19 protein-coding genes, 1 other RNA gene and 1 pseudogene are annotated in these 24,816 nt (G+C 62.8%); 7 read left to right on the plus strand and 14 right to left on the minus strand.

Annotation, left to right across the window (positions count from 1 at the left end; all coding sequences use genetic code 11):
* Positions 1 to 251 precede the first annotated feature (251 nt).
* Positions 252 to 655, plus strand: a transfer-messenger RNA (tmRNA) gene (ssrA, locus tag NQ492_RS14885).
* Between the two features lie 41 nt (positions 656 to 696).
* On the opposite strand, the gene NQ492_RS14890 is transcribed toward ssrA, so the two are convergent.
* The gene (locus NQ492_RS14890; protein WP_015546064.1) at positions 697 to 2,583 is read right to left on the minus strand and encodes an outer membrane protein assembly factor BamB family protein; all 1,887 of its coding nucleotides are present in this window, start codon (positions 2,581 to 2,583) and stop codon (positions 697 to 699) included.
* A 241-nt stretch (positions 2,584 to 2,824) separates the two neighbouring features.
* Between NQ492_RS14890 and purT the strand changes: the two are divergent.
* The 3 genes and pseudogenes from purT to NQ492_RS14905 all read left to right on the plus strand — a co-directional run.
* Positions 2,825 to 4,003 (plus strand): annotated as a pseudogene (gene purT / locus NQ492_RS14895) (formate-dependent phosphoribosylglycinamide formyltransferase); the annotation flags it as partial.
* Positions 4,004 to 4,084: 81 nt separating this feature from the next.
* Positions 4,085 to 4,525, plus strand: a complete 441-nt coding sequence (locus NQ492_RS14900) for a peptidylprolyl isomerase (RefSeq protein WP_015546066.1) — start codon at positions 4,085 to 4,087, stop codon at positions 4,523 to 4,525.
* Between the two features lie 19 nt (positions 4,526 to 4,544).
* Complete coding sequence (locus tag NQ492_RS14905; RefSeq protein WP_015546067.1) at positions 4,545 to 5,702, plus strand: acyltransferase family protein; 1,158 nt, start codon at positions 4,545 to 4,547, stop codon at positions 5,700 to 5,702.
* Positions 5,703 to 5,868: 166 nt separating this feature from the next.
* Here the strand turns inward: NQ492_RS14905 and NQ492_RS14910 are convergent, their stop codons facing one another.
* The 7 genes from NQ492_RS14910 to NQ492_RS14940 all read right to left on the minus strand — a co-directional run bounded on the left by NQ492_RS14910 (position 5,869) and on the right by NQ492_RS14940 (position 16,930).
* Positions 5,869 to 7,056 (minus strand): pyridoxal phosphate-dependent aminotransferase, encoded by a 1,188-nt coding sequence (locus NQ492_RS14910; RefSeq protein ID WP_015546068.1) that lies wholly within the window; start codon positions 7,054 to 7,056, stop codon positions 5,869 to 5,871.
* 168 nt (positions 7,057 to 7,224) lie between these two features.
* Positions 7,225 to 7,923 carry an LrgB family protein gene (locus NQ492_RS14915; protein ID WP_015546069.1) on the minus strand — a complete coding sequence of 233 codons (699 nt, stop codon included), beginning with the start codon at positions 7,921 to 7,923 and terminating at the stop codon, positions 7,225 to 7,227.
* Positions 7,916 to 8,287 (minus strand): CidA/LrgA family protein, encoded by a 372-nt coding sequence (locus tag NQ492_RS14920; RefSeq protein ID WP_015546070.1) that lies wholly within the window; start codon positions 8,285 to 8,287, stop codon positions 7,916 to 7,918. The genes NQ492_RS14915 and NQ492_RS14920 overlap by 8 nt, the downstream gene beginning before the upstream one ends.
* Before the next feature lie 321 nt (positions 8,288 to 8,608).
* Positions 8,609 to 11,161 carry a ferrous iron transport protein B gene (feoB, locus tag NQ492_RS14925; RefSeq protein WP_015546071.1) on the minus strand — a complete coding sequence of 851 codons (2,553 nt, stop codon included), beginning with the start codon at positions 11,159 to 11,161 and terminating at the stop codon, positions 8,609 to 8,611.
* A gap of 75 nt (positions 11,162 to 11,236) precedes the next feature.
* Positions 11,237 to 12,619, minus strand: a complete 1,383-nt coding sequence (locus tag NQ492_RS14930; protein ID WP_015546072.1) for an efflux transporter outer membrane subunit — start codon at positions 12,617 to 12,619, stop codon at positions 11,237 to 11,239.
* Positions 12,616 to 15,753, minus strand: coding sequence for an efflux RND transporter permease subunit (locus NQ492_RS14935; protein WP_015546073.1), 3,138 nt, complete (start codon positions 15,751 to 15,753; stop codon positions 12,616 to 12,618). The genes NQ492_RS14930 and NQ492_RS14935 overlap by 4 nt, the downstream gene beginning before the upstream one ends.
* A gap of 4 nt (positions 15,754 to 15,757) precedes the next feature.
* Positions 15,758 to 16,930 (minus strand): efflux RND transporter periplasmic adaptor subunit, encoded by a 1,173-nt coding sequence (locus NQ492_RS14940; protein WP_015546074.1) that lies wholly within the window; start codon positions 16,928 to 16,930, stop codon positions 15,758 to 15,760.
* Between the two features lie 163 nt (positions 16,931 to 17,093).
* Between NQ492_RS14940 and NQ492_RS14945 the strand changes: the two genes are divergently transcribed.
* Complete coding sequence (locus tag NQ492_RS14945; protein ID WP_022061855.1) at positions 17,094 to 17,267, plus strand: histone H1-like protein Hc1; 174 nt, start codon at positions 17,094 to 17,096, stop codon at positions 17,265 to 17,267.
* 205 nt (positions 17,268 to 17,472) lie between these two features.
* Here NQ492_RS14945 and NQ492_RS14950 read toward each other — a convergent pair whose 3' ends face one another.
* The 4 genes from NQ492_RS14950 to NQ492_RS14965 form a co-directional block, all read right to left on the minus strand.
* Positions 17,473 to 19,194: a lipid A phosphoethanolamine transferase gene (locus NQ492_RS14950; protein WP_015546076.1), complete on the minus strand. Its 1,722-nt coding sequence runs from the start codon at positions 19,192 to 19,194 to the stop codon at positions 17,473 to 17,475.
* Between the two features lie 10 nt (positions 19,195 to 19,204).
* Positions 19,205 to 20,401 carry a BamA/TamA family outer membrane protein gene (locus NQ492_RS14955; RefSeq protein WP_015546077.1) on the minus strand — a complete coding sequence of 399 codons (1,197 nt, stop codon included), beginning with the start codon at positions 20,399 to 20,401 and terminating at the stop codon, positions 19,205 to 19,207.
* A gap of 6 nt (positions 20,402 to 20,407) precedes the next feature.
* Positions 20,408 to 20,926 (minus strand): hypothetical protein, encoded by a 519-nt coding sequence (locus NQ492_RS14960; protein WP_015546078.1) that lies wholly within the window; start codon positions 20,924 to 20,926, stop codon positions 20,408 to 20,410.
* A 103-nt stretch (positions 20,927 to 21,029) separates the two neighbouring features.
* The gene (locus NQ492_RS14965) at positions 21,030 to 21,443 is read right to left on the minus strand and encodes a DoxX family protein (RefSeq protein WP_044053966.1); all 414 of its coding nucleotides are present in this window, start codon (positions 21,441 to 21,443) and stop codon (positions 21,030 to 21,032) included.
* A 159-nt stretch (positions 21,444 to 21,602) separates the two neighbouring features.
* On the opposite strand from NQ492_RS14965, the gene NQ492_RS14970 reads away from it, so the two are divergent.
* Together NQ492_RS14970 and NQ492_RS14975 are read left to right on the plus strand one after the other, a co-directional pair.
* Positions 21,603 to 22,178, plus strand: coding sequence for a DNA-3-methyladenine glycosylase I (locus NQ492_RS14970; protein WP_015546080.1), 576 nt, complete (start codon positions 21,603 to 21,605; stop codon positions 22,176 to 22,178).
* A gap of 75 nt (positions 22,179 to 22,253) precedes the next feature.
* Complete coding sequence (locus tag NQ492_RS14975) at positions 22,254 to 22,733, plus strand: low molecular weight protein-tyrosine-phosphatase (RefSeq protein ID WP_044053967.1); 480 nt, start codon at positions 22,254 to 22,256, stop codon at positions 22,731 to 22,733.
* A 125-nt stretch (positions 22,734 to 22,858) separates the two neighbouring features.
* Here NQ492_RS14975 and NQ492_RS14980 read toward each other — a convergent pair whose 3' ends face one another.
* Complete coding sequence (locus NQ492_RS14980; RefSeq protein ID WP_044054677.1) at positions 22,859 to 23,740, minus strand: PorV/PorQ family protein; 882 nt, start codon at positions 23,738 to 23,740, stop codon at positions 22,859 to 22,861.
* Between the two features lie 315 nt (positions 23,741 to 24,055).
* Entirely contained in the window at positions 24,056 to 24,802 is a 747-nt protein-coding gene (gene fabG / locus NQ492_RS14985; RefSeq protein ID WP_015546081.1) for a 3-oxoacyl-[acyl-carrier-protein] reductase, read from the minus strand.
* Positions 24,803 to 24,816 lie beyond the last annotated feature (14 nt).

Consider the following 24,816-nt stretch of genomic DNA (forward strand, 5'->3'; position numbering starts at 1 on the left):
GTCCGGAGGCGGGTGCGGCGCGGATTTTGCGCAACCCCTCGCGGGCGATGGACTGCGGCAGACGCTCCGCCTGCTGCTTCGGAACGGGCCGGCGGCGCGGTTTCGGCTGCCGAGGCTCCGAATCCGGACAATCCGGCTCCGGTGCTTTCGGTCCGACGGGGCTGCTCCCGGCATTTGTCAAATAAATTTGCGAATGCCCGCGTTTTGTACTATCTTTGCACTGTTTCCGATTGACTTTGCGCGGAAAGACCGGGGGTGCCTGGTTTTGACAGCAGGCAGAGTTTGATTGTAAGCACGCCGAGCGCTGTGTGGCGGCTCGTTAATCCCGATGCTCAAACTACAAATGGCAATAACAGCCTTGCACTCGCTGCTTAATTTTCAAGGAAAATTGGCTTAATCGCCGAAGCCCAGGCGCTTTGGCGACGAGTATCCCGAAGGGACGTTCCGCTCTTTAACGGCTCTTCATACGGGGTATCATCCATTTAGAGATAGTGCGCCGGAGGGTTCCGGCCGGTGCGCGAAAATCAAGGAACTGGGCCTCGTGTTCGGTAGCCGCCTGCCAGGCACGGGGAGAAGGATCAAATGGCGGCTAAGCGTGTAGAAAGCTTTCGGGTTCCCTGTTTGGACGCGGGTTCGACTCCCGCCACCTCCACTGAAAACCAAGTAGTTGTGAGAAAAATCCTGTAATTCTGAGAATTACGGGATTTTCTTTTTGTGCCCTGCGGGTGCGTGCGGAGGGATGCGGAAGATCTTACCTTCGGCGAAAGTCGCCCACAGCGAGCCGTCGGGAGCCTCGGTGATGAAGTTCGCCGCCGAGTTGCAGCACTTGACGCACCACAGCGGCGTGCCGTCCTCGCGCACGGCGGCGACGTTGCCCGAGCGGTCGGCGAGGTAGGCTATGCCGCCGCTCACGGTCACCGGGCAGGCCGTGTAGTCGTAGCCGAAGCCCGCGGGGGTGATCCACAGCCGGCGGAAGGCGTCCGGGGCCGTGTCGATGGCCAGCAGTTCGCCGTCCATGGTTTTGACGTAGAAGCGTTTGCCGTCGGCGCTCATGCCCGATGCTTCGCGGGCCTTGTAGTCGGTGCAGCGCCATACGACGCTTCCCGAGGCGAGGTCGAGGCAGGTGACGGCGCGGTCGGGCGCGTCGATGAACACGCGGCCTCCGGCGATCCGGGGAACGATGTTGCCCGGGGACAGGAAGAGGCTTTTCGAGCCGTTGGTCCACTTCCAGCCGAGTTTTCCCGTCGCGGCGTCGAGGCAGTGAAGATGCCCGTTCCAGGCTCCGAAAACCAGTTTCCCGTCCGCCAGCGCGGGTTGCCCCTGCGACTGGCCGCGTCCGTAGTCGTAACGCCACAGAATCCGCCCGTCGCTCACCGCGATTTTGGCCATCGTGCCGTTGCCCAGACCGATGTAGAGCACGGCGTTGGGTCCGCGGCCCGCGACGAGTCCCTGCCCGACGATCGGCGTCGGGGTGTCGATGTGCCACCTCTCGCGGCCCGTGCGGGCGTCGTAGGCGCGCAGTCCGTCGGTGGTCGTGCCCGCGATGACCAGCCCTTCGGCCACGAGGGGCGTGGTGTAGAGCGCCCCGCCGAAACGCTGACGCCACACCTCGCGGTTGCGGCGCGTGTCGTAGGCCCGCAGCACGCCCTGCGTCGTGCCGTAATACACCAGGTCCTTGTAAAAGGCCGCTCCGGTGTAGATTGTGGCGCTGTCCTGCAACACAAGCTGCGCATGCGCCTTGTAGTCGGGAACCGGGGGCGTCGGGTCGGAGGCGAGGGCCAGCGTTTGCGGGTCGTCCTGCATGCGGATCGTGAAGCGGGTGCGCGGCTCCGCGCCCAGCGTCTTTTCGCGCACACGGACCGAGTCGCCCCAGAAGTCGAGCAGTGTGTAGCCCGCGTCGGAATCGCTCTTGCCGCGCAGGGCGCGTCCCTGAATGCCTGCTATGGAGTCGAAGTTGAACAGCGAGGGTGCGCGGTGGTAGTGGCCGAACAGCGTGAGCGGGATATCCAGCCGCCGGAGCGTCGCCGTCACCTCCGTGCGGTTCGTGAGGTCGTTGTTCAGCGGATAGTGGCAGAGGCTCACGATGCGCTGGCCGGGCCGGGCCTTGGCGGCCTCCGCGGCCAGCCACGCGAGGTCCTCGGTGCGCACCGCTCCCATGGCCATCTTCATAAAAGGTCCCGAAGCGTAGCCCAGAAAGAGGTAGTCCCCGGCCCGGAAGGCGGTGCGCCCGTCGTGGCCGAAGATCCGGGCGAAGGTCGTGCAGGCGCTTTCGGACCACGTGGTCTCGTGGTTGCCCGGCACGGCGTGCCACGGTTTTTCGAGCCGTGAGATCAGCCCGTGGACATATTCCAGTTCGGCGTCGCTGCCCAGGTTGGTGAGGTCGCCGCCGAAGATCACGATGTCGCACGGCGAGGCGTTGATTTCGTCCACCGCGACGCGGAACAGCGAATCCTGCACGTTGCCGGGCGTCACGTGGATGTCGGTCAGAAAGGCGACGCGGAGCGTGTCGCAGGGAGCCGGGGCCGGGAATGCCGACGACGCCCACAGCGCGCCGAAGCACAGCAGGATTTTGGAGCATTTCATTGGGCTTGCGCAGTTTTGTCGTTACAAGATACGAAATTCAGCGGAAAAAGCTATCTTTGCGTTGCAAAAAACAGGGGGACTATTCCCGATAAGCGGTGCCCGCATTTTGGTTGACAATCCGGTCGCATGCGATAAGTCCCCTCCGAGGAGGGGATTTAGGGGAGGGTCAGATTTGCAAATGTGGCCAAAGGCCGCAGGAGATTGACCATGAGAACGACTAAACGATACTGTAACTAAACTACATGCTGATATGAAAACCATTCTTCTTCTGGGTTCCGGCGAGCTGGGCAAGGAGTTCGCGATTGCGGCACAGCGGCTGGGACAGACCGTCGTGGCGTGCGACAAGTATGCGGGCGCTCCCGCGATGCAGGTGGCCGACGCCGCGGAGGTCTTCGACATGCTCGACGGTGACGCGCTGGCCGCTGCAGTCGCAAAACACCGCCCCGACATCATCGTTCCCGAGATCGAGGCCATCCGCACCGAACGGCTCTACGAGTTCGAGCGGGCGGGCGTCCAGGTCGTACCGAGCGCCCGGGCCGTGAATTTCACGATGAACCGCAAGGCCATCCGCGACCTCGCGGCGAAGGAACTGGGGCTGAAGACGGCGCGGTATTTCTACGCCGCATCGCTCGGCGAACTGCGCGAGGCCGCCGCGAAAATCGGCTTCCCCTGCGTGGTCAAGCCGCTGATGTCCTCTTCGGGCAAGGGGCAGTCGCTGGTCAAGGGTCCCGACGAGCTGGAACGCGCCTGGCATTACGGCTGCGAAGGGTCGCGCGGCGACATCCGCGAACTGATCATCGAGGAGTTCATCCGCTTCGACAGCGAGATCACGCTGCTGACCGTCACCCAGAAGGACGGCCCGACGCTTTTCTGCCCGCCGATCGGCCATGTGCAGAAGGGCGGCGACTACCGCGAGAGTTTCCAGTCGCCCGTGATCGCACCCGAACACCTTGCCGAGGCGCAGCGCATGGCCGCCGCCGTCACCGAAGCCCTCACCGGGGCCGGACTGTGGGGCGTGGAGTTCTTTTTGAGCCGCGACAACGGGGTCTATTTCTCCGAACTGTCGCCCCGGCCGCACGACACGGGCATGGTGACGCTGGCCGGGACGCAGAACCTCAATGAGTTCGAACTGCACCTGCGCGCCGTGCTGGGGATTCCCATTCCGGCGGTCACCTTCGAGCGCATGGGCGCCAGCGCGGTGATCCTCTCGGGCGTGGAGACCTCCGCGCCGCGTTACGAGGGCGTGGAAGAGGCCGTCGCCGGAGATCCCCGCACCGACATCCGCATCTTCGGCAAACCCTCGGCGCGCGTGAACCGCCGCATGGGCGTCGTCGTGGGCTACGAACCCCACGGCAGCAGCCTCGAAGCCCTGCGCGAACGGGTTTGCGCCGCCGCCGCAAAAGTGAAAGTCACCGAATAACGACAACTCCGGCTTCCCGGCCGCGAGCGACCCGCGAAAACCGCGGGCCGTTCAGCCGGAACCGGACCATAAAACCGATCCATGAAAAAGTACGCAATTATTTCGACCGAAAAGGGGACGATGAAAGCCGAGCTGTATGCCGACGAGACCCCCGGAACCGTGGCCAACTTCGTCGAACTGGCCGAACACAACTTCTACGACGGGCTGACCTTCCACCGTGTGATTCCCGACTTCGTGATCCAGGGCGGCTGCCCCAGGGGCGACGGCACGGGAGGTCCGGGCTACACGATCAAGTGCGAGACGTCGGCCCCGCGCCAGCGCCACGACCGCGGCGTGCTGTCGATGGCCCATGCCGGGCGCGACACGGGCGGTTCGCAGTTCTTCATCTGCCACAACCGCGAGAATACGCAGCATCTCGACGGCCGCCACACCTGCTTCGGGCAGGTGGTCGAAGGGCTGGACGTGATCGACGACATCCGCCCGGGCGACAAGATTCTTTCGATCCGCATCGTCGAGGAGTAACGAATCCCGTCCGATCCCCATGTCTGCGACCGCAACCGGTTACCTGGCCTCGAAGCCGCGCTACGAAATCCTCGACGGACTGCGCGGCGTGGCGGCGATGATCGTGGTGGCCTTCCACCTGCTGGAAACCTACTCCAAAGGCCCTGCCTACCAGGTGCTCAACCACGGCTATCTGGCCGTCGACTTCTTCTTCGTGCTCTCGGGCTTCGTGATCGGCTACGCCTACGACGACCGCTGGAACTGCATGTCGCTCAAGGGCTTCTTCAAGCGCCGCCTGGTGCGTCTGCATCCGATGGTCATCATGGGGTCTCTCATCGGCGCGCTGTTCTTCTACTTCGGGTCCGCGGCCTTCCCGATGATCGCCGGCGTACAGTGGTGGGAGGTGCTGCTGATCTGCCTGCTGGGCTGTACGATGCTGCCCGCGCTGCCGTCGTGGGACATCCGCGGCTGGGGCGAGACCAGCCCGCTGAACGGACCCGCATGGTCGCTGCTCTACGAATACATCGCCAATATCCTCTATGCCCTCGTCATCCGGCGCTTCCCGAAATTCGTGCTGGGGCTGTTCGTGGCCGGGGCCGCGGTGCTGACGCTGGACCTCACGCTGAATCTCGACCTGTTCGGCCTGCTTTCCGCCGACCGCTCTGCGGCCTACACCGTCATCGGCGGCTGGAGCGTCACCCCGGAACAAATCTACATCGGCTTCTCGCGTCTGCTGTATCCCTTCTTCGCGGGGCTGCTGCTCTCGCGCCTCGATGCGGCGATCCGCGTGCGGGGCGGATTCTGGTGGTGCTCGCTGCTGATCGCGGCCGCTTTGGTCATGCCCCATGTCGGGAGTGTTTCGGCCCCGTGGATCGACGGTGGCTATCAGGCGCTGGTCATCCTGTTCGTCTTCCCGCTGATCGTCTCGATGGGGGCCGGAAGCCGTGTCGCCGGCGCCCGGTCGGTGGCCGTCTGCACGTTCCTCGGCGAAATCTCCTTCCCGCTCTACATCACCCACTACCCGCTGGTCTATATGCAGATGGCCTGGGTGGCCGGGAATCCCGACGCTCCGCTCGGCACGGGCATTTTCGTGAATGTCGCGATTTTCCTGCTTGCCGTCGGTCTGGCCTGGGCCTGCCTGAAACTCTACGACCTGCCCGTCCGCGAGTGGCTCAAGCGGCATTGGCTGATGAAGTAGGTTGCGGTTCGTTCCGCCATACGGGAAGGTCCCCTCGTTCTGGAGGGGACCTTCCTGTTTTGCGGCGAATGGCTTCCGCCCAACGCGCAGAGATGCCGGGAGAGGCGTGAACGAGAAACAGCCGCCCTTTGGGGGCGGCTGTTTCTGTAAGGCCGTGATTTCGCCTCTACTTGCCGAAAGCGGCTTTGATCTTCTCGGTGGCCTTCTTCAGCAGCGCCTCGGGGCAGCAGAGCGTGATGCGGATGTAGCCGTTGCCCTCCGAACCGAAGATGCCGCCGGGGGTCAGGAACACGTCGGTCTTCTCCATCACTTCGTCCGAGAATGCGAAGCTGTCGCCCTCGTAGCCCTCGGGCAGCTCGGCCCACACGAACAGGCCCGCCTGTCCCTTGCGGTAGCGGCATCCCAGCGCGTCGAGCAGTTCGTAAGCCTGCTTCTCGCGGCCGTAGTAGATGTCGTTCAGCTCCTTGAACCACTCCTCGCCCAGCGCCAGCGCCGTGTCGGCAGCGGCCTGAATGGGGTAGAACATACCCGAGTCCATGTTCGACTTGAACGTGAGGATCGAGTCGATCCACTCCTTCTTGCCCACGACGACGCCCACGCGCCAGCCGGCCATCGAGTGGCCTTTCGACAGCGAGTTCATCTCCAGCGCCACGTCCTTCGCGCCCTCGGCCTCCATGATCGAGATCGGGTGTTCGGCGTTGCGGATGAAACTGTACGGGTTGTCGTGCACGATCAGGATGTTGTGCCTGGCTCCGAAGTCGATGATCTTCTGGAACAGCTCCATCGAGGGGGTTTGTCCCGTCGGCATATTGGGGTAGTTGACGAGCATCATCTTCACACCGTCCAGCCCGGCCTTTTCGATGGCGTCGAAGTCGGGGTAGAAGTTGGTCTGCTTGTTTAGCGCATAGGGGAGCATTTCGCCGCCCGCCAGACGCACGGCCGCCGAGTAGGTGGGGTAGCCGGGGTTCGGGACGAGGACTTTGTCGCCCTTATTGAGGAACGTCATGCAGATGTGCATGATACCCTCCTTCGAGCCGATCAGCGGCAGCACCTCCGACTTGAAGTCCAGCTCGGTGCGGTACCATTTCTTGTACCAGTCGGCAAAAGCCTTGCGCAGGATGGGTTCACCCTGATAAGACATGTATTTGTGTACGTCGGGACGCTGCGCCTCTTTCGCCAGGCGGTCGATCACGGACTGGTGGGGCGGCAGGTCGGGGCTGCCCATGGCCAGTTTTACGATCTGGCGGCCGGTGGCCGCTTCGATCTCGGCGATCTCGCGCAGACGGCGCGAAAAATAGTACTCTCCGATGCCGTCCAACCGGTGCGAACGGGCGATGTTGACTGCTTTTGCCATAGCTTGAATATGTTTGGGATTATGCTTTCCGGGCAAAGATAGGGAAATAATAATAAAATTAAAAATTAAGAATTAAAAATTGAGCATTAATTCCCCGGTCTGCGCTGCAAGGCGAACCGGACGTCTCCGCGCCTCGTTTCTTCGCCGCATGCGCACAGGGCCTTGCGTCTAATACAGATATTTCTCCATCAGCGGCATGAGCAGCGCCGTCGCCAGCCCCATCAGGGCCATGGCCAGACCGCTCAAAGCCCCTTCGGCGGCTCCTATTTCGATGGCGCGGGCCGTGCCGATGCCGTGGGCTGCGGCTCCGAGGGCGAATCCCCGGGCCTCGGGGTCGCGGACCCCGCAGCGGCGCAGAATCCATTCGCCGAAGATGCTGCCGAAAATCCCCACGCAGAAGACCACGACCGACGTCACCGAGACGTTGCCGCCCAGCGGTCCGGCGACCGACACGGCGATGGGCACCGTGACCGACTTGGGGGCTATGGAGTTGAGAATCTGCCGCTCGGCGCCGAACGCCATGGCGATATAGACGACGCTCAACACCCCGACGACGCATCCCGCGAGCGTGGCCATGCCCACGGGAAGCAGGCTTCCGCGCAGGCGTTCCAACTGTTCGTAGAGCAGATACCCGAGCGCCACGACCGACATGCCGAGGGCGAAATTGAGGATGCCCGTGGCGTCGCGGTAACGCTCGTAGCCGATTCCGGCGCAGCGCAGGAAGACGATCACGGCGACGAACGTCAGCAGCACGGGATGCAGCAGCGGCAGCCGCGTACGGCGGTAGATCATCCCTCCGAGGCAGTAAAGCCCCACGGTGAGGGTCAGCAGAAAGAGGTCCGAGGAGAGAAATGAGGCGTCAGGCATCGTGGCGGAGTTGTTTGATGTGCCGCAGGCGGGCGCGGCGGTTCAGGCTCTGGAAGGTCTGGCCGGCGACGATCAGCACGAGGATCGTCGAGACGATTCCCGAGACGAGGATGGCCCAGAGGTTTTCGAGGATCACCCGGTAGGAGTCCATCAGCCCCACCCCGTAGGGCACGAAAAAGAGCGCCATGGCCCCCAACAGGAACCGCGCCGCGGGGCGCACCGTCTCGGCCCGCACCCAGCGCAGGCACAACGCAGCAAAGAGCAGGATCATGCCGATGATGTTGCCCGACACGTAACCTCCGGTGATAAGGCTCAACGCATTGCCTATGAGCCAGAAAAGAAGAATCTGAAAAAGTCCTGTCATCGTCGTTCGACTTTGGCGGCGGGCCTTGAACGTTCGGGACCGGACTTTTCAGCCGGTCCCGGAACCCTGCCGCCGTTTGCGGCGACAAATATAGTGCATGCCGGGTGCAATGCCAAATTTATTTGGAGAATCTCCCCGGCGCAGCCCGTGTCCGGCAAATCAATTCCTGCCGGTGCGCTTCTTGAGCGGGCATTGCGCCGACGCGCACGACGCGCATCCTCCCCGCCGCCGTCCGCGCGCGAAACACCACAGCCGCCTCGCGACAATGGCCGCAACCGCCAGCCCGATGGCTGCGACGATGTAATCCTGCCAGTCCATCGTTCAGAATATCAGTGCGATCCGATATACGATCCACGCCACGAACCAGGCCAGCGTCGTGTTGTAAACCACCGACGCCGCAGCCCATTTCCACCCGGCTTCGGCGCCGATGGCGGCCACCGTGGCGATGCAGGGCATGTAGAGCAGGATGAAGATGAGGAACGCCAGCGCCGAGGCCGTCGTGAAGTCGCCGCTCGCGAGCAGCCGCTGCGAGAGCGAGTCCGCCTCCTCCTCTTCCGCGGTCCGGAATGCCTTTGCCGGCGTCGGATCGTCCGTTTTCACGATGATTTCCGTCGCGCCGTCCGCATCGCCGATCACGGCCTCCTGCTCTGCGGGAGCGGTCGCGGCGCCTTCGGAGTAGAGCACGCCGAGCGTCGACACCACGATCTCTTTGGCCGGGAGGCCCGACAGCAGGGACACGCCGGCTTTCCAATTGAATCCCAGGGGGCTGAACACCGGCTCGCAGCCCTTGCCGAGCCGTCCGAGGTAGGAATTTTCGTAGTGCGCCTCGGTTCCGGCGGCGGCGTCCGTGCGGGGGTAGTAGCTCAAAAACCACACGATGACCGAAGCGATCAGGATCATGCCGCCCATCTTCTTGAGGTACTGCGCACACTTGTCCCACATGTGGCTGAACGTGGTTTTCCACGTCGGGAGGCGGTAGGGCGGCAGCTCCATCACGAACGGCGTCTCGTCCACCGGGAAGAGGAACCGCCGCATCAGCCGCGCCGTAACGACAGCCAGCACGATCCCCAGCGCGTAGAGGCCCAGCATCACCGTCCCGGCGTCGGCGGCGAAGAACGTGCCCGCCAGCAGGAGGTAGATCGGAATTCGCGCGCTGCATGACATGAACGGCGTAATGAGTATGGTTATCAGGCGGCTGCTGCGGCTTTCGATGGTCCGGCAGGCCATGATCGCGGGCACGTTGCAGCCGAAGCCCATGATCAGCGGGATGAACGATTTCCCGTGCACTCCGATGCGGTGCATCACGCGGTCCATGATGAACGCCGCGCGGGCCAGGTAGCCCGAATCCTCCATGAACGAGATGAAGAGGTAAAGGATCATAATGTTGGGCAGGAAGACGATCACGGCCCCCACGCCGCCGATAACGCCGTCGACCAGCAGGTCGCGGAGCGGCCCCGCGGGCAGCAGCGCGTCCGCCGCGCCGCCGATCCATCCCACCAGCGCGTCGATCCACTCCTGCGGATAGGCTCCGAGGCTGAACGTGCACCAGAACATGAGCCACATCAGCGCGAAGAAGATCGGGAATCCCCACAGCTTGTGCGTCACGAAGGTGTCGATCATGGCTGTCGTCGTCACCTCCTCGCGCCGTCCGGGGGTGAAGGTCTCCTTCAGCGCACCCTGGATGAATCCGTATTTCTGGTTGGCGAAGGCCGTTTCGACATCCTCGCCCAGCTCCCCGGCGATGCGCCGGGCCTCGCGGTCGCGGATTTCGGCCCACACCCCGTAACGCTCGCAGCCGCGGAGGCTCTCTTCGGCCTGCCGGTCGCCCTCGAGCATCTTCATCGCGTAGTAGCGGGGCGGGAAGTTTTTCGGGAGTTCGTCGCGGAAGGCGCTCATGTCGCCGTTGAGTTTGCGCAGCCCCTCGTCGATCACGGGGCCCATGTTGATATGGATGTGGCGCACGCGCTCGTCGCGGTTCTCGAAAACGTCGATCACCGTGTCCAGCAGAGCCTCTATGCCGCGGTTGTTGCGCGCCTCTACGGGAACCATCGGCACGCCCAGCATGCGGCCCAGACTGTCGTAATCGAGTTTCGCGCCGCTGTCCTGCAACTCGTCGAACATGTTGAGCGCCACGACCATGCGCGGGTTTATATCAATCAGTTCGGTAGTTAAGTATAGGTTTCGCTCTAAATTCGAGGCGACTACCGAGTTTATCACCACGTCGGGGGTCTTCGTGGCGAGGTGGTGACGCACGTAACGCTCCTCGGGCGTGTAGGCCGAGAGGGCGTAGGTTCCGGGCAGGTCGGTGACCTCGAAACGGTAGCCGCGGTAGGTGCGGTGGCCGATCTTGGCCCCGACGGTCACGCCGCTGTAATTGCCCACATGCTCGTGGCCGCCCGATATGGCGTTGAAAAGCGAGGTCTTGCCGCTGTTGGGGTTGCCCACCAGCGCGACGGCGATGGTGCGGGAGTGGCGCGCCACGACCTCGTCGATGCTTGCGCAGCACGCCTCGTCGGATTCCGTCGCGCCGAACTCCTCCGTCCGGATTTCCGCGGGCGCAGTCTCCGCCGCGGGGCATCCGCACTCCCCGGAGTGTGCGTGGCGGTGATGGCGGTGGTGTTCGCGCCGCGCGAGGTACTCCCCGGCTTCGTCGTCGGTGAGCACGACGACCATATCGGCCTCGCTGCGCCGCAGCGAGATGTCGTAGCCCATGATTTTATACTCGATCGGATCCTTCAGGGGGGCGTTCAGAATCACTTCGACCCGCTGTCCGCGGACAAAACCCATCTCCATGATGCGGCGGCGAAAGCCTCCGTGGCCCATCACTTTGACAATCGTCGCCGATTCGCCGGTCTTCAGTTCGGATAAGCGCATTTTTTCTACTGTATTTTTGCGCCCAAAGATACGATTTTGCGGCGACTTGCGCAATCCTCATAAGTAGGTATATCCTTAATTCTGCACTGCGGCAACCCATCCTCCGCCCAGCGCCTTGCAGAGCGTGACGTAGTTGATATACTGCTGCACGACGAGGTTGACGTGCGACATCTGCGACTGGTAGAGACTGCGCTCGGCGTCGATCACGTCGAGGTAGTCGGACAGTCCGCTGCGGTAGAGCGCGCGGGTCATCGTGGCGATGCGGTCGTTGGAGAGCACCAGTTCGCCCGTGCGCTCGGTCTGGCTGCGGTAGGTGGCGATGGCCACCAATGCCTTTTCCACATCGGCGAACGCCGTCAGCACGGTCTGCTCGTAGGTCTTGGCCGACTGGGTGTAGGCCGCCATCGCGGCGCGCTCGGCGTTGCGCAGTTTCCCGAATCCGAAAATCGGCTCGGCGACGGAACCCAGCGCATCCCACGCCCAGGGGTTCGCCGCAGTTAAACCTTTGATTGAACTGGATACAACTCCTCCTTTGGCAGTCAGCGAGATGGACGGGAATCGCGCGCTCCGAGCCTGCCCGGCCTGCGCCGCCGCCTGCAACATGTTGAAATGCGCCTGGCGGATGTCGGGGCGGCGTTTGAGCAGCTCCGAGGGCAGTCCCACGGGAATGTCCGCGGGGCGGTAGTCGGTCAGCAGTCGCAGCCCCGCTCCGGAAAGCCGCGCCCGGGAGGGCGTCTCGCCTAACAGAATTCCCATCGAAAGCCACGTCTGCTCCACGGCGCGGCAGTACTGCGGAATGTCCGCCTCGGCGGTGTAGACCAGGCTCCGGGCCTGCTCCAGCGCCACGCCGTCGGACATGCCGTAGCGGAACATCGAGTCGATCAGCGCGGCCGATTCGCGCCGCAGCCGGAGGGTCTGGCGGGCGATCGAGAGGTCGCGTTCATACTCCAGCAGCGTGAAGTAGGTCGTGGCGACCTCGGCGGCCAGCGAGAGCCTGACGCCCGCCAAAGCCCACTCCGAGGCCGCGATTTCGGCCTTTGCGGCCCGTTTGGCGTTGCGCAGCGCCCCGAACAGCGACAGTTCCCACGAGAGGGTCGGTTCGACGGCATACGACTGCACGATTTTCGTCTCGGGCGTATATTCGCCCTCGGCGGTGGCTTCCGCGCCGATCTGCGGCAGGTATTGCGCCCTTACGGTCTTGAGGTTGGCCCGGGCCTGCTGGACGCGCGCGGCCGCTACGGCCACGTCGCGGTTGTTCGCCAACGCCTGTTCGACCAGCGCGTCGAGCGTCGTGTCGCCGAAGAGTTCCCACCAGCGTTCGCCCACGCCCGTCGTGTCGGACGAGAAGCCCGCGCCGTAGACGTAACTTTCGGGCGTCGCGACCTGCGGCGGGTAGAATTTCGGGGTGCAGGCGGCCAGCGTCAGCACGGCGGCGGCTATCGTAAGTTGCGTTTTCATGCGTTCTCCTCCTGTTTTTTAAGTTCGCGGCGCTGTTCGAAGCGGCCGATCTTCCCGACGAAATAGTAGAGCGCGGGGTAGACGAAAATGCCCAGCAGCGTGGCGAAGAGCATGCCGCCCACGAGGGCCACGCCCATGATGTTGCGGGCCGTGGCGTAGACGCCGCTGGCGAAGACGAGGGGCATGACGCCCAGGATGAAGGCGAAGGCGGTCATAATGATCGGTCTCACGCGCAGTTTCGCGGCTCCGATGGCGGCGTCCATCAGCGAGGCGCCCTGCTCGCGGAACAGCCGGTCGGCGTATTCGACGACCAGAATGGCGTTCTTGGCCGCCAGCCCGATCAGCATGACGAGCGAGATCTGCATGTAGATGTCGTTGACGTACAGGCTGTTCATCAGGTGCGTGCCGCCGACGAACAGCACCGCGCCCAGCACCGCCACCGGCACGCTCATCAGGATCGCCAGCGGCAGCCCCCACGATTCGTAGAGGGCCGCCAGCGCGAGGAACACGAACACGAGGGCCAGCGCGTAGACCAGCCCGCCGGTCTTCGAGGCGTTGGCCTCCTGATAGGAGGTTCCGCTCCACGCCGTGCCGATGTCGTCGGGCAGCGTTTCGGCGGCCGTGGCGGTGATCTCCCGCATGACGGTCGTCGTCGAGGCCCGCGCCGCGGGGGTGACGGTGAGCGAGACGGAACGGTAGAGGTTGAACTGCGAGACGTACTCCACGCCCACGGTGTCCGCCACGTCGATCAGCGATGCCACGGGAACGCTCTCGCCCGAGGCCGAGGTGACGTAGTAGCTGTCCAGCGACCGCCGGTCGAGGCGGTAGTCGGGCGCGGCCTGGATGTAGGTCTGGTAGAGTTTGCCGAAGCGTGTGAAATTGTTGATGTACGCGCCGCCCAGCAGGGTGGTCAGCTCGCCGTAGAGCGTCCCGAGGTCCACGCCGGCGGCCAGCGCCTGCTGCTTGTCGATACGCAGCCGCCGCTGGGGAACCCCGGCGTCGAACTGCGTGGTGACCGAGGCGATCGCGGGATTTTTGCGCAGCGAATCCATCAGCCGCCCGGCGTTTTCCATCAGGTAGGCCGTGCCGCGCCCTTCGAGGTCCTGCACCTCGACCGAGACGCCCGAGGTGACGCCCAGTCCGGGAATCGAAGGCGGGATGAAGGCGTAGCATTCGGCCCCCGGAACCGCGACGTAAAGCTCTCCGGTGAGCCGCTGGGCGATCTGCATGGCCGAGAGCCTGCGGTCGGAGTAGTCGACGAGTTTGACGAAGATGATGCCGCTCGACGTCGAGGCGATGCCGGCCATCATGTTGAATCCCGCGGCGAACGACGTCGAGGCGACCTCGGGAAGCGTGCGGATCACAGCGTCGGCATCGGCCATCGCCTGTCGGGTCACTTGCAGCGACGAGGCTTCGGGCGTCGAGACCATCACCATCACGTAGCCCTGATCCTCCTCGGGGAGGAATCCCGCGGGCAGTTTGCGCCACACGACGAAGATCACCCCGAGGACCACGGCCACGAACACGCCCGTGCGGGCGACGTGGCGCATCAGCGTCGGCGTGAAGGCCGTGTAACGGTCCATCTGCCGTGCGAACCAGCGGTTGAAGGCGGCGAAAAATCCCTTTTGCGACGGTTCCCGGCGTCGCAGCAGCAGGGCGCAGAGCGCCGGGGAGAGCGTCAGGGCGTTGAAGGCCGAGATGACCACCGAAACGGCGATCGTCACCGAAAACTGCTGGAACAGCCGCCCCGTGATGCCGCCGGTGAACGACACGGGGATGAATACGGCCAGCAGCACGACTGTCGTGGCGACGATCGGCGAGGCCACGTTGCGCATGGCCTCCAGCGCCGCCTCGCGGGGTTTCATGCCCCGTTCGATATTGACCTGCGCGGCCTCGACGACGACGATGGCGTCGTCGACCACAAGGCCGATGGCCAGCACCAGTCCCAGCAGCGAGATGATGTTGATGGAAAATCCCAGCAGCGGGAACAGCGCGAAGGCGCCGACGAGCGACACGGGGATCGCCACCAGGGGGATGACCGTCGCGCGCCAGTCCTGGAGGAAGAGGAAGATGATGAAGATGACGAGTATGAGGGCGATGACGAGCGTGCGGAAGATGTCCTTCACGCCGGCGTCGATGCTCGTGGTGCTGTCGACGATCGTGGCGGCCTCGACGCCGTCCGGAAACCGCTGCGAGAGGCGTTCCATCGCGGCCTTGACCTTGCCGCCCACGGCCACGGCGTTGCTGCCCGGCTGCTGGTAAATGACGATCATGGCCGTCGGGTCGCTCTCGTAGGACGAGCTTACGCCGTAGGTCTGGCTGCCGAGCGACACCTCGGCGATGTCGCCCAGACGGATCTGTTCGCCCGAGGAGGTGGTCCGCACGACGATGTCGGCGAACTCCGCGGCGGTGGAGATCTGCGGCGGCATGGTCACCGTATAGGTGTAGGCCACGCCGTCGGGAGCCGGCTCGGCGCCGAACTGCCCGGCAGGGTAGATGCCGCCCTGCTTCTCGATGGCGGCCGTCACCTCGCCGACGGCGATGCCGTAGTATTTCAGCACGTCGGGCCGCAGCCACACCCGCATGGCGTATTCGCCCGCGCCCATGATCGAGACCTTGCCCACGCCGTCGATCTTCAGCAGCTCGTTCTGGAGATTGATGTAGGCGTAATTCGAGAGGAACTCCCCGTCGTAGCGGCCGTCGCTGTGCAGCGAGTAGACCATCAGGAATCCCGTCATGGTCTTGCGTGTCGTGACCCCCTGCCGGGTGACCGTCGCGGGGAGTTCGGCCGTGGCCGACGAGACGTTGTTCTGGGTGAAGATGGCGTCGAGGTCGGGATCGGAGCCAATGTCGAAGGTGACCTGCAGGACCATCGAACCGTCGTTGGCCGAGGTGGCCTGCATGTAGAGCATGTCGCTGACGCCCATCACGGCCTGGGCCACGGGCGTCGCCACGGCGTTGTTGACCGTCTCGGCGTCGGCGCCGTCGTAGGTGGCCGACACCTCCACGACCGGAGGCGTGATGTCGGGGTACTGTTCGATGGGCAGCCCCATGATCGAGATCAGGCCGACGAGCACGATGACGATGGCCAGCGAAATGGCGAAAATCGGGCGCGAAACAAAGAATTTTTCCATAGGACTACCGTTTTTCGAGACGCTTGCCCGCCTGCTCCGCAGCGGCGGCCTGTTCAGTCCTCCGCGCAGTCGGGTTTTCGGGGATCACCTTTGCGCCGTCGTGCAGTTTCTGCTGCCCGGCGACCACGACCCGTTCGCCCCGGTCGAGTCCCTCGTCGATGCACCACATCGCGCCGTAGGTGTCGCCCGGGGTGACGCGGCGGTAGTGCACCGTGCTGTCGGCCTCCACGACCCACACCGACGCGATGTCCTGCGTCTGGCTCACGGCCTGCTGGGGCACGACGACGCGCGGCCGCACGGGGCCCACGCTGGCCTCCACGCGGGCGAACTGTCCGGGCTTCAGCGTCTCGTCGGGATTGGGGAACATCACCACCACGACGAGCGTCCCGGTGGTCGACGAGACATCCTTGCGCGTGTAGTCGTAGATTCCTCCGAGCGGGTATCGCGAGCCGTCGGCCAGCACGAGACGGATGTCCGACAGCAGCCCTTCGTTGTCGTAGATCGAAGTCCGGTCGCCCGCATAGCGCAGGTACTGCGACATCGGAATCGCCACGTCGACCGTCAGCGTGTCGATGTTCGACACGGTCGTCAGCACGCTGAACTGCGTGCCGGGACCCACGTAGTCGCCCACGTGCGCCGCCGTGTGCTCGATGATGCCGTCGATGGGCGAGCGCAGCTCGGTGTATCCCACGTTCATGCGGGCGTTGCGCAGCGACTGCTCCGCCGAGCGCACCGAGGCCTCGGCGGCCTTCCATTGGGCCGTGTACTGGTCCAGCTGCGACTGGCTGATGGCGTCGATGCGCGCCAGCGGCACGGCGCGGTCGTAGTTGTTGCGGGCTTCGAGGGCCTGCGCACGGGCCGATTCGAGTTCGGCTTCGGCCGCCAGCATCGAGGTCGACAGCTGGTCGGGGTCGATGGTGAACAGCAGCTGGCCGCGCCGTACGGGCATGCCGTTGCCGTATTGCTTCGACGAGAGGTAGCCGTTCACGCGCGGCTGGATCACGGCGTCGAAGTTGCTCGCGAGGTAACCGATGAAACTCATGCGGTTGGGTACGCTGTCGACGGCGGCTTCGGCCACCCCGACCCGCAGGGGAGGCGCCGCCTGTTTCGGCGTATGTTGCGCGCAGCCCGTGAGGAGCGCGGCGAAAAGACATGCGGCGGGAAAAAGTCTGTCCATAAGGGTATGTTTTACACCGCAGGAAAGGCAAAAAACGTACCGTCAGCCCCTTGAAATAGGGTTTTTCCTGCAAAAAAAACTGTTTTTCCCGTTCCGAATGATGTTGTTTAGAATATTTTTATATCTTTGCGTTGATAACAAACCCAATTTAATAAATAAAACTATGAAAGAATTAGTAGAAAAGATCAACGCAGAGTTTGAGGTGTTTGCAGCCAACGCAGCTGCCCAGGTAGAGAAGAACAACAAGGCTGCCGGCACGCGCGCCCGCAAATCGGCTCTCGAAATTTCGAAGCTGATGAAGGAGTTCCGCAAGGTTTCCGTAGAAGCTGCGAAATAATTGAGTTCCGCACAACGATAAAGGCTGTCCTTCGGGGCAGCCTTTATCGTTTCCGGTTTTATAGGGCGTCTTCGCACTTGCTCTCACGCGGTACGAATGGGTGTTTTTATACTGCCCATCCGTGCCGCGTTTCGTTCAGGCGCGAATAGGCGTCTCTGAAATCGAAAACGGGGGATGTGCGGAAATAGCCGTCTGAAATCGGAACCTAAAGTTCGATTCCGTATTTCCGGAACACCTCCATGTCCTCGTGCCGCAGGCCCGTCTTGCGGAAGGGCACGGCTTCGTTGTGGTCGTTCAGGTAGCGGCGCGGAGCCGTGCGGTCGAAATCGGGGCTTACGAGCGAGACCTTCGTCGTGAGGAACCGTCCGCGGATCGAAGCCATGTCGGCCATCGTGTGAAACAGCGCGTGGGTCGTCGCGGGAGCCGTCTCGTTGGCCTCGGCGGCGGCGGCCTTTTCGGGGAAATGGGTCCGGTAATCCTCCGAGAACCAGGCCAGCGACGCCACGTAGAGCTGATAGGCCGTCGTCGTGGGCGAGGCGTGCAGGAAGCGTTCGCGGTCGTCGTCGATCAGGTCTTCGCCGTGGTCCGCGCAGTAGAGCAGGGCCGATGAAGTGCCTTTCAGCGACCGCAGGTAATCAATGGTCTGCGCGAGGAAATAATCCGTGTAACGGATCGAGTTGTCGTAGGCGTTGACGAGCATCGGACGGTGCTGCCGGGCGATCGCCACGTCGTTGTCGGGCTGGAAATGGGCGAACTCGCGCGGATAGCGCTGGTGGTAGCTGAAGTGCGAACCGTAGCAGTGGAGCACGAAAAGGAGTTTCTGCGACGTGCTTCTTTCGAGCGCCTTGCGCATCTCGTCGAGCAGCTGCGTGTCGTGGCGCGGCGAGCGGATGTAGATCACGTGTCTGGCGTCGTGGGCCAGGTGGTCGATCATCGCGCCCTGCGGCGACTGGTTGGAGATGAACCACGTGTCGAATCCCGCCTCGTTGAAGAGCGCCGGAAGGCCCTTGCGGCGGTACAGCTCCTCGTGTTCGCCGGTGGCTACGGACGAGAGGATCAGCGGCACGCTCTTGTGGGTGGTGTTGCTCTGGGTCAGCACGTCGCGGAAAACCACCAGATCGCCGACTCCGGAGAGCAGGGGATTGGTCTCCCGCCCGTAGCCGTAGAGCTGCCAGTTCATCGCGCGCGACGCCTCCCCGATGATATATACGTAGACCTCGCGTCCCGGAGCTTCGGCCGTGCGTTCGGCCTCGTAGGTGAAGCCCTCGGAGGTTTTGTGGAAGTTGTACGACTTGCGGAACTCCGAGCCGCTCAACCCGAGGTTGTACATGATGTTGAGCGGGAAAATCTCGTCGCGCAGCACGTGCCGCTCCTCGCTGACGTGGTAGGCGGGCCACAGGGCCAGCAGGCCCACGGCGAAGAGCGCCGCCCCGGTCAGACCGATGTTCATGCGCGCCGTGCGCGTGATGTAGCGTTTGTGTCCGATCTCGCGGGCCGCGAGCCACAGCAGCGGCAGGTAGATGACGCAGACCAGAACCACCGACGGATAGATGTTGCCCAGCAGTTCGCCCGCCTCGCCCGGATTGGTCGTCAGCAGGTTCGTGAACATGTCCGTGGCGATGATCGAGTTGCCGAACAGGTACAGCAGCACGATCTGGAAGGCGCAGAAGAAGATGAACGGGAAGGCCAGCCAGATCATCACGCCCGAACGCCGCAGCGCCACGCTCCACATTATGTAGAATCCCAGCGGCATGAGGATCAGCGCCTCGACGGTCCACACCGAGTAAGGCTCCGTATTGGCCAGCACGCAGTTGGGGATGATCAGCGCCACGAAGAAATAGACGGTCAGCAGCGTCGTGAAGCGGCTGCGGGTCTTGACCGTCCTCCGGCGGTTCGTCTTATTCGCGTTATTCAGATCGGCATTCATACAAATTCTCTTAAAAAGCCTCGTTGATGTTCAGCAGGAAACCGCTCGTTTTCTTGCCGAATCCGTAGTCGAGGCGCACGTTCACCCGTTTTTTCAGTTCCCACCGGAGTCCTGCGCCGTAGTTGGGCAGCGTCTGCGACCAGTCGAATCGCGACAGCGAGGGGAAAACGTTGCCCGCGCCGCCCCATACCGCGCATCCGATCCGCCTCCAGATGCGCTGGCGCAGTTCGACCTGCACGGTGATCATGTCGTTGTCCGTATAGCGGCCCTGGTAGTAGCCGCGCATCCGCTGGCCTCCGCCCATGCGGGCGAGCATCGGCCACGGAGTGCCGTCGGAGTTGAATACGGCATACAGATCCGCAGCCAGAACGCCGCCTTTCCAGACCTGCCCGTAAGCGTCGGCCGTGAAGGTCGTGCGCCACAGCGTCTTGCCGCAGTTGCCCAGCCCCTTGGGGAACAGCGTCTCCTGAAAACTCACGTAGACGCCCCGGAACGGGCTGGGGATGAAGTCCCGCGAGTCGTATTCCAGAATTGCGCCGACGCCCGTGGCCGTATAGCGCTGTTTCTGCCCTGCGAGGTAGGCCGGGTCTGAAAATTTCAGCCCCCGCACATGCTCGAAGCTCACCAGTCCTCCGATGTAGGCGTGGGGCAGGAACTCGTGCAGGTAGCGCCCTTCGACCAGATAACGCTTTTCGGAGTAGGTGCTCTCGGGATTGTACCGCCCGGCGTCGTAACCGATTCCCCAGAAACTGCGGGGCGCCGAGGCGAACATCACCGTATAGTTTATGCGGCGTTTGTTGTGCGAGAAAATGTTGTTTCCCGTCACGCCCAGCGCATAGAAGCCCGACACCGAGACGTTGCCGAAGATCGAGACGTCCGACGGCGCCGTGATCGAGTCCGTGCGGTCGAGGCGGTAGAGTCCCGCAGCCAGCAGCCCGATGCCGAAACTCGTGTTCTTCGAGTAGCTGGGACCTCCGGCGAAGGTGAAATCTATCTTTTTCTCGAAGGTCTTGTCGGTGGTCGACTCCCCGAAATAATCGACGACGCGCCGCAGAAAGGGTCTCTTTTCGGGAGCCTGCGGCGGCAGCGGGGTGTAGGAGTAGCGGAGCGAGTCGCCGTCGGAGGAGCGGATGGCGGTCTCCTGGGCATGCGCCGTGAGGTGCATGCCTGCGCTTATGAGGAGCAGAACGGCGGGGCGGCGCAGCATCCGGGCCTATTTGTACTTTTCGATGGTTTCGTAGAAGGCCTCCTTGTCGGCGTCGGAAAGCTCGCCCTTGCGCAGGAACACCAGCTCCCCCTCCTTCGAGACGATCATCAGCACGAACTGGTTGTTGCAGTCGCCCAGCGCCCACGCCGTGCTTAAAATGCGGTTCTGGTCGGCGAGGACCGTGGCGCCGTTCTTGGCCGTGCGTTTTTTGGCCATGTTGCGGGCCATGCCGTTGGGGACCATCGGGGCGTCCTTGAGGTTCATCACGCCGAAGCCGTGGATATTGTCGCTTTCGGCGCGGTGGTTCTGCTCCAGTTCGATGGTGAAATCCTCGTTCTGCTTGTGCCGGTCGGGGTCCACGTAGAATATCATCAGGTTCTTTTCGCCGAAATAGGGGAGCTTGGCCGGCTTGCCGTCCAGATCGAGCACCTCGACGTTCTGCACTTTGCGGGGCAGTTCCTGTGCCTGAACGGCCGATGCGGTCAGCGCGAAGGCGGCCAGCATTGCAATCACTTTCATCTTCATTACGTTCTGATTTTGTTGGTTTTTAATGAAAACAAATCGTGACAAAGTTACAATATTTCTCCGAAAATGGAGATTGCGGGGGTGCATATTATTGTTCGATTGGTCATTTTTTTCGGTCGGACGGGGTCAGAGCCGCGTCGAAGGCGTACAGTCCGCCGCCCGAAACGATCAGGAATACGTAGATCCCGAGCCACGCGAATTCCGGCTCTCCGGCTCCGAATCCGCCCCAGGCGAACATCAGGAGGATGCCCAGCGACATGACGAGGGCCGACATCCGCACCCAGAGACCCATGATGATCAGCACGGCCAGCAGCGCCTCGGCGACCGTCACGATGACGAACACGGCCGGCGGATTGATGTAAAGCGGCGATGGATATGAACTGATTATCTCGTTGTAGTTCTGTATTTTGCCGATGTTGTGAAACAGCATCGAAGCCCCCGTGAACAGCCGCAGGTAGAGCACCGCCCAGTCCATGCACCTGTATTGTCCGATCCAGTCTGAAATTCGTTTTCCCATGCCCCGGCTCCCTGCAATTCGCGTTCCGGAAGTTCCGCCGCCCCCGGCGCCGTGACGACATTTTTCACAGGTCGGAAGGTTTTGCCGACCGGGGCGGCCCGATTTTGCATCCATCCGACTTTTTGCTACCTTTGGCGGTGTATTCCAAACGGGACGACGATGCAGGATATGATAGACGGACGCTGCGGTTGGTGCGGAACCGACGGGCTGTATGTGAAATACCACGACGAGGAGTGGGGAAGACCGGTGACCGACGACGGGAAGCTGTTCGAATTCCTCGTGCTGGAGAGCGCCCAGGCCGGGTTGAGCTGGATAACGATTCTCCGGAAGCGGGAGGGCTACCGCAAGGCCTTTTGCAATTTCGACGCCGGGAAGGTGGCGCGGATGACCGATGACGATGTCGAACGGCTGATGCACTTCGACGGCATCGTGAAAAACCGGCTGAAAATCAAAGCGACCATCACGAATGCGCGGCTGTTCCTCGCCGTGCAGGAGGAGTTCGGCAGTTTCAGGGACTACACGCTGTCGTTCTTTCCCGGCGGAAAGCCGATCACCAACCATTTCCGCTCCCTGAACGAGATTCCGGCGTCGTCACCCGAATCCGACGCCATGAGCCGGGACATGAAAAAACGGGGTTTCAAATTTTTCGGCCCCACGATTTGTTACGCCCATTTGCAGGCCTCGGGGTTCGTCAACGACCATCTGACGGGCTGCATTTGCCGGAACGGACAATGACGGCAGGCCATGAACCGCCCTTTTTCCGGCTCCTTGCGGGGCGTCGGTCCGGAAAGCATCTGAAATTTCAACCATATGAAAACGAGAATATTGTTTGTCTGCCTCGGCAATATCTGCCGTTCTCCGGCCGCCGAGGGCATCATGCACCGCATCGTGGAGCGACGCGGCCTGTCCGGGACGTTCGGGATCGACTCCGCGGGAACCTATGGGGGACACCGCGGCGAACTGCCCGATCCGCGCATGCGCAGCGCGGCCTCGCGCCGCGGCTATGCGCTGACGCACCGTTCGCGGCAGGTCCGGGAGGAGGATTTCGACCGCTTCGACATGATCGTGGCGATGGACGACATGAACTACGAGTCGCTCAACCGGCTGGCTCCGTCGCGCGAGGCTGCGCGGAAGATTTTCCGCATGGCGGAGTTCTGCCGCCGCCATCCCGACCGCACCTACGTGCCCGATCCCTACTACGAGGGCCACGAGGGCTTCGAACTGGTGCTCGACATGCTGGAAGACGGCTGCGAGGGGATTCTGGAATATCTCTCCGAAAACGGAAAATGAAAAGTCTCCCTTTGACGAGGGAGACCCGGAGGGATTGCCGGAATGAATGACGCCGCGGCCCGGTGTGGAGTCGGCAGGTTCGGCCCGGGATGAACCCCGAGCGTGTCGGGCTTGCCGGTTTTACGTCAGAAATCCAACCCGAAACTGATGCTGTATGTGTTGCGCAGCAGCGAGTGCTTCTTGGCGAAGAGGTAGGCGAAATCGAGCCGCAGGTGGAGGATGCGCAGTCCCGCGCCGACGGTCCAGTAGCTCGGGTAGTAGTCGCGCCGTTCGCCGTAGTGGTAGCCGGTGCGCAGCTGCACGAGCTGCATCAGGTTGTACTCGGCGCCCAGCGACATCTGGAAACCGCGGACCGCGGAGGGCGAGAAATAGTAGCCCAGGTCAGTTCCGACCGTGATTTCGTGCGCATCGGTGAGGAACGTGTCGAGGGCCGCGCCCACGGTGAAATCCATCGGCAGGGTGTATTCCGTATCGCGGAGATACCCGCCCAGGTTGCCCAGCTTGGCGCCTGCGCGCAGCGTCGAGTAGCTGCCGACGTTCTCCAGCGGCCGCTGCCACGCGGCGCTCAAATCCACGGCCAGCGCGTCGGCCGAGATGTCGGGGCGTTTGAGGTGCATGTAGCGGCCGACGATGCCGACGGCCCACCGGTCGCCGATGCGGCGCGCATAACCCAGGTCGACGGCCATGTCGTTGTTGCCGTGTTCGCGGAGGAACTGCCGCCAGCCGGCCTGCACGAGGTTGATGTTGTCGAACCGGCAGAATCCCGACACGGCGTAATAGTCGAAGCTCCGCTGTCCGTAATAGGAGGAGGAGACCTGCGACGGCGTGTGCGAGAAGATGGCCGTCGCGGAGTTGTTGTAGATGGCGTGCGAACCGGAAAGGGTGGTCATCATCACGCCGCCCATGCCCAGCGACTTGGCGTCGGGGCTGGGAAGCGTCGCCTCGATTCTCTGGGCGTATGTCTGGAGCGCGGCCAGTGCCGCGAGCAAGGTTACGAGTCGTTTCATGTTGCAAAGATAGTAAAATGCGGGACGGAAGCAAATCCGGTCCGCAGAAACCTTCCGGTCTGCCGGAAGCGTCGTTGCGACGCCGGAGGGCAGCAAAAAAGATGCAAGTTGCGCAGGCTGTTCAGGCAATTACGGCACACGCTGCGCTTTCGTGCCGTGATTGTTGGCGGCGCTTCGGCCTCGAAAAGAAAAATTTCGACGGAATATTGTCCGAAAACAAAAGCGCCCTTCCAGGTGAACCTGGCGGGCGCTTTCATTTTCAGACGACGCCTTGACTGCATCGTTTTCCGCAACGTTCTCGTTGTCTGTCGTTTCCTAACAGTTCATCGCTCCGCAGCAGTGGATGACCTGCCCGCTGACATACGACGAAAGGTCCGACGCGAGGAACAGCGCCACCTTGGCGACATCCTCCGGCGTGCCGCCGCGGCGCAGCGGAATCTGCTTGTACCAGCCCTCCTTCACCTCGTCGGGCAGTTTGTCGGTCATCTCGGTCATAATGAAGCCCGGGGCGATGGCGTTGGCGCGAATGCCGCGCGGACCCATCTCCTTGGCGATCGACTTCGCAAGGCCGATCATGCCGGCTTTCGAGGCCGAGTAGTTGCACTGGCCGGCGTTGCCGCTGACGCCCACCACCGACGACATGTTGATGATCGAGCCGCTTTTCTGGCGCGCCATGACCGGCACGACGGCGTGGATGAAGTTGAACGCCGACTTGAGGTTGACCGTCAGCACGGCATCCCACTGGGCCTCGGACATGCGCATCATCAGGCCGTCCTTGGTGATTCCGGCGTTGTTCACGAGGATGTCGATACGGCCGAAATCCTTTATGATCTGGTCGATGACCGCGTGCGTCTCTTCAAAGTTGGCTGCGTTCGAGGCATAGCCCTTGGCTTTCACGCCCAGCGCGGCGATTTCGGCTTCGGTAGCCTTGCCGTTCTCGTCGATCGCAAGGTCGGTGAACGCCACGTTGGCGCCCTCTTTGGCGAATTCGAGTGCGATGGCCTTGCCGATGCCGCGTGCGGCGCCGGTCACAACGGCCACTTTTCCATCCAGTAATTTCATAATTCTTTTATATT

It is taken from the genome of Alistipes shahii WAL 8301 (assembly GCF_025145845.1).
In the GTDB taxonomy this organism is placed as follows: Bacteria; Bacteroidota; Bacteroidia; order Bacteroidales; family Rikenellaceae; genus Alistipes; species Alistipes shahii.

Coding starts and splice junctions, on each gene's coding strand:
- NQ492_RS14940 (WP_015546074.1), bottom strand. CDS start 16,930: ATGGACAGACTTTTTCCCGCCGCATGTCTTTTCGCCGCGCTCCTCACG.
- NQ492_RS14935 (WP_015546073.1), bottom strand. CDS start 15,753: ATGGAAAAATTCTTTGTTTCGCGCCCGATTTTCGCCATTTCGCTGGCC.
- NQ492_RS14920 (WP_015546070.1), bottom strand. CDS start 8,287: ATGACAGGACTTTTTCAGATTCTTCTTTTCTGGCTCATAGGCAATGCG.
- NQ492_RS14975 (WP_044053967.1), top strand. CDS start 22,254: ATGAAAACGAGAATATTGTTTGTCTGCCTCGGCAATATCTGCCGTTCT.
- NQ492_RS14915 (WP_015546069.1), bottom strand. CDS start 7,923: ATGCCTGACGCCTCATTTCTCTCCTCGGACCTCTTTCTGCTGACCCTC.
- NQ492_RS14900 (WP_015546066.1), top strand. CDS start 4,085: ATGAAAAAGTACGCAATTATTTCGACCGAAAAGGGGACGATGAAAGCC.
- feoB (WP_015546071.1), bottom strand. CDS start 11,161: ATGCGCTTATCCGAACTGAAGACCGGCGAATCGGCGACGATTGTCAAA.
- NQ492_RS14965 (WP_044053966.1), bottom strand. CDS start 21,443: ATGGGAAAACGAATTTCAGACTGGATCGGACAATACAGGTGCATGGAC.
- NQ492_RS14955 (WP_015546077.1), bottom strand. CDS start 20,401: ATGCTGCGCCGCCCCGCCGTTCTGCTCCTCATAAGCGCAGGCATGCAC.
- NQ492_RS14945 (WP_022061855.1), top strand. CDS start 17,094: ATGAAAGAATTAGTAGAAAAGATCAACGCAGAGTTTGAGGTGTTTGCA.
- NQ492_RS14960 (WP_015546078.1), bottom strand. CDS start 20,926: ATGAAGATGAAAGTGATTGCAATGCTGGCCGCCTTCGCGCTGACCGCA.
- NQ492_RS14980 (WP_044054677.1), bottom strand. CDS start 23,740: ATGAAACGACTCGTAACCTTGCTCGCGGCACTGGCCGCGCTCCAGACA.
- NQ492_RS14890 (WP_015546064.1), bottom strand. CDS start 2,583: ATGAAATGCTCCAAAATCCTGCTGTGCTTCGGCGCGCTGTGGGCGTCG.
- fabG (WP_015546081.1), bottom strand. CDS start 24,802: ATGAAATTACTGGATGGAAAAGTGGCCGTTGTGACCGGCGCCGCACGC.
- NQ492_RS14970 (WP_015546080.1), top strand. CDS start 21,603: ATGCAGGATATGATAGACGGACGCTGCGGTTGGTGCGGAACCGACGGG.
- NQ492_RS14905 (WP_015546067.1), top strand. CDS start 4,545: ATGTCTGCGACCGCAACCGGTTACCTGGCCTCGAAGCCGCGCTACGAA.
- NQ492_RS14950 (WP_015546076.1), bottom strand. CDS start 19,194: ATGAATGCCGATCTGAATAACGCGAATAAGACGAACCGCCGGAGGACG.
- NQ492_RS14930 (WP_015546072.1), bottom strand. CDS start 12,619: ATGAAAACGCAACTTACGATAGCCGCCGCCGTGCTGACGCTGGCCGCC.
- NQ492_RS14910 (WP_015546068.1), bottom strand. CDS start 7,056: ATGGCAAAAGCAGTCAACATCGCCCGTTCGCACCGGTTGGACGGCATC.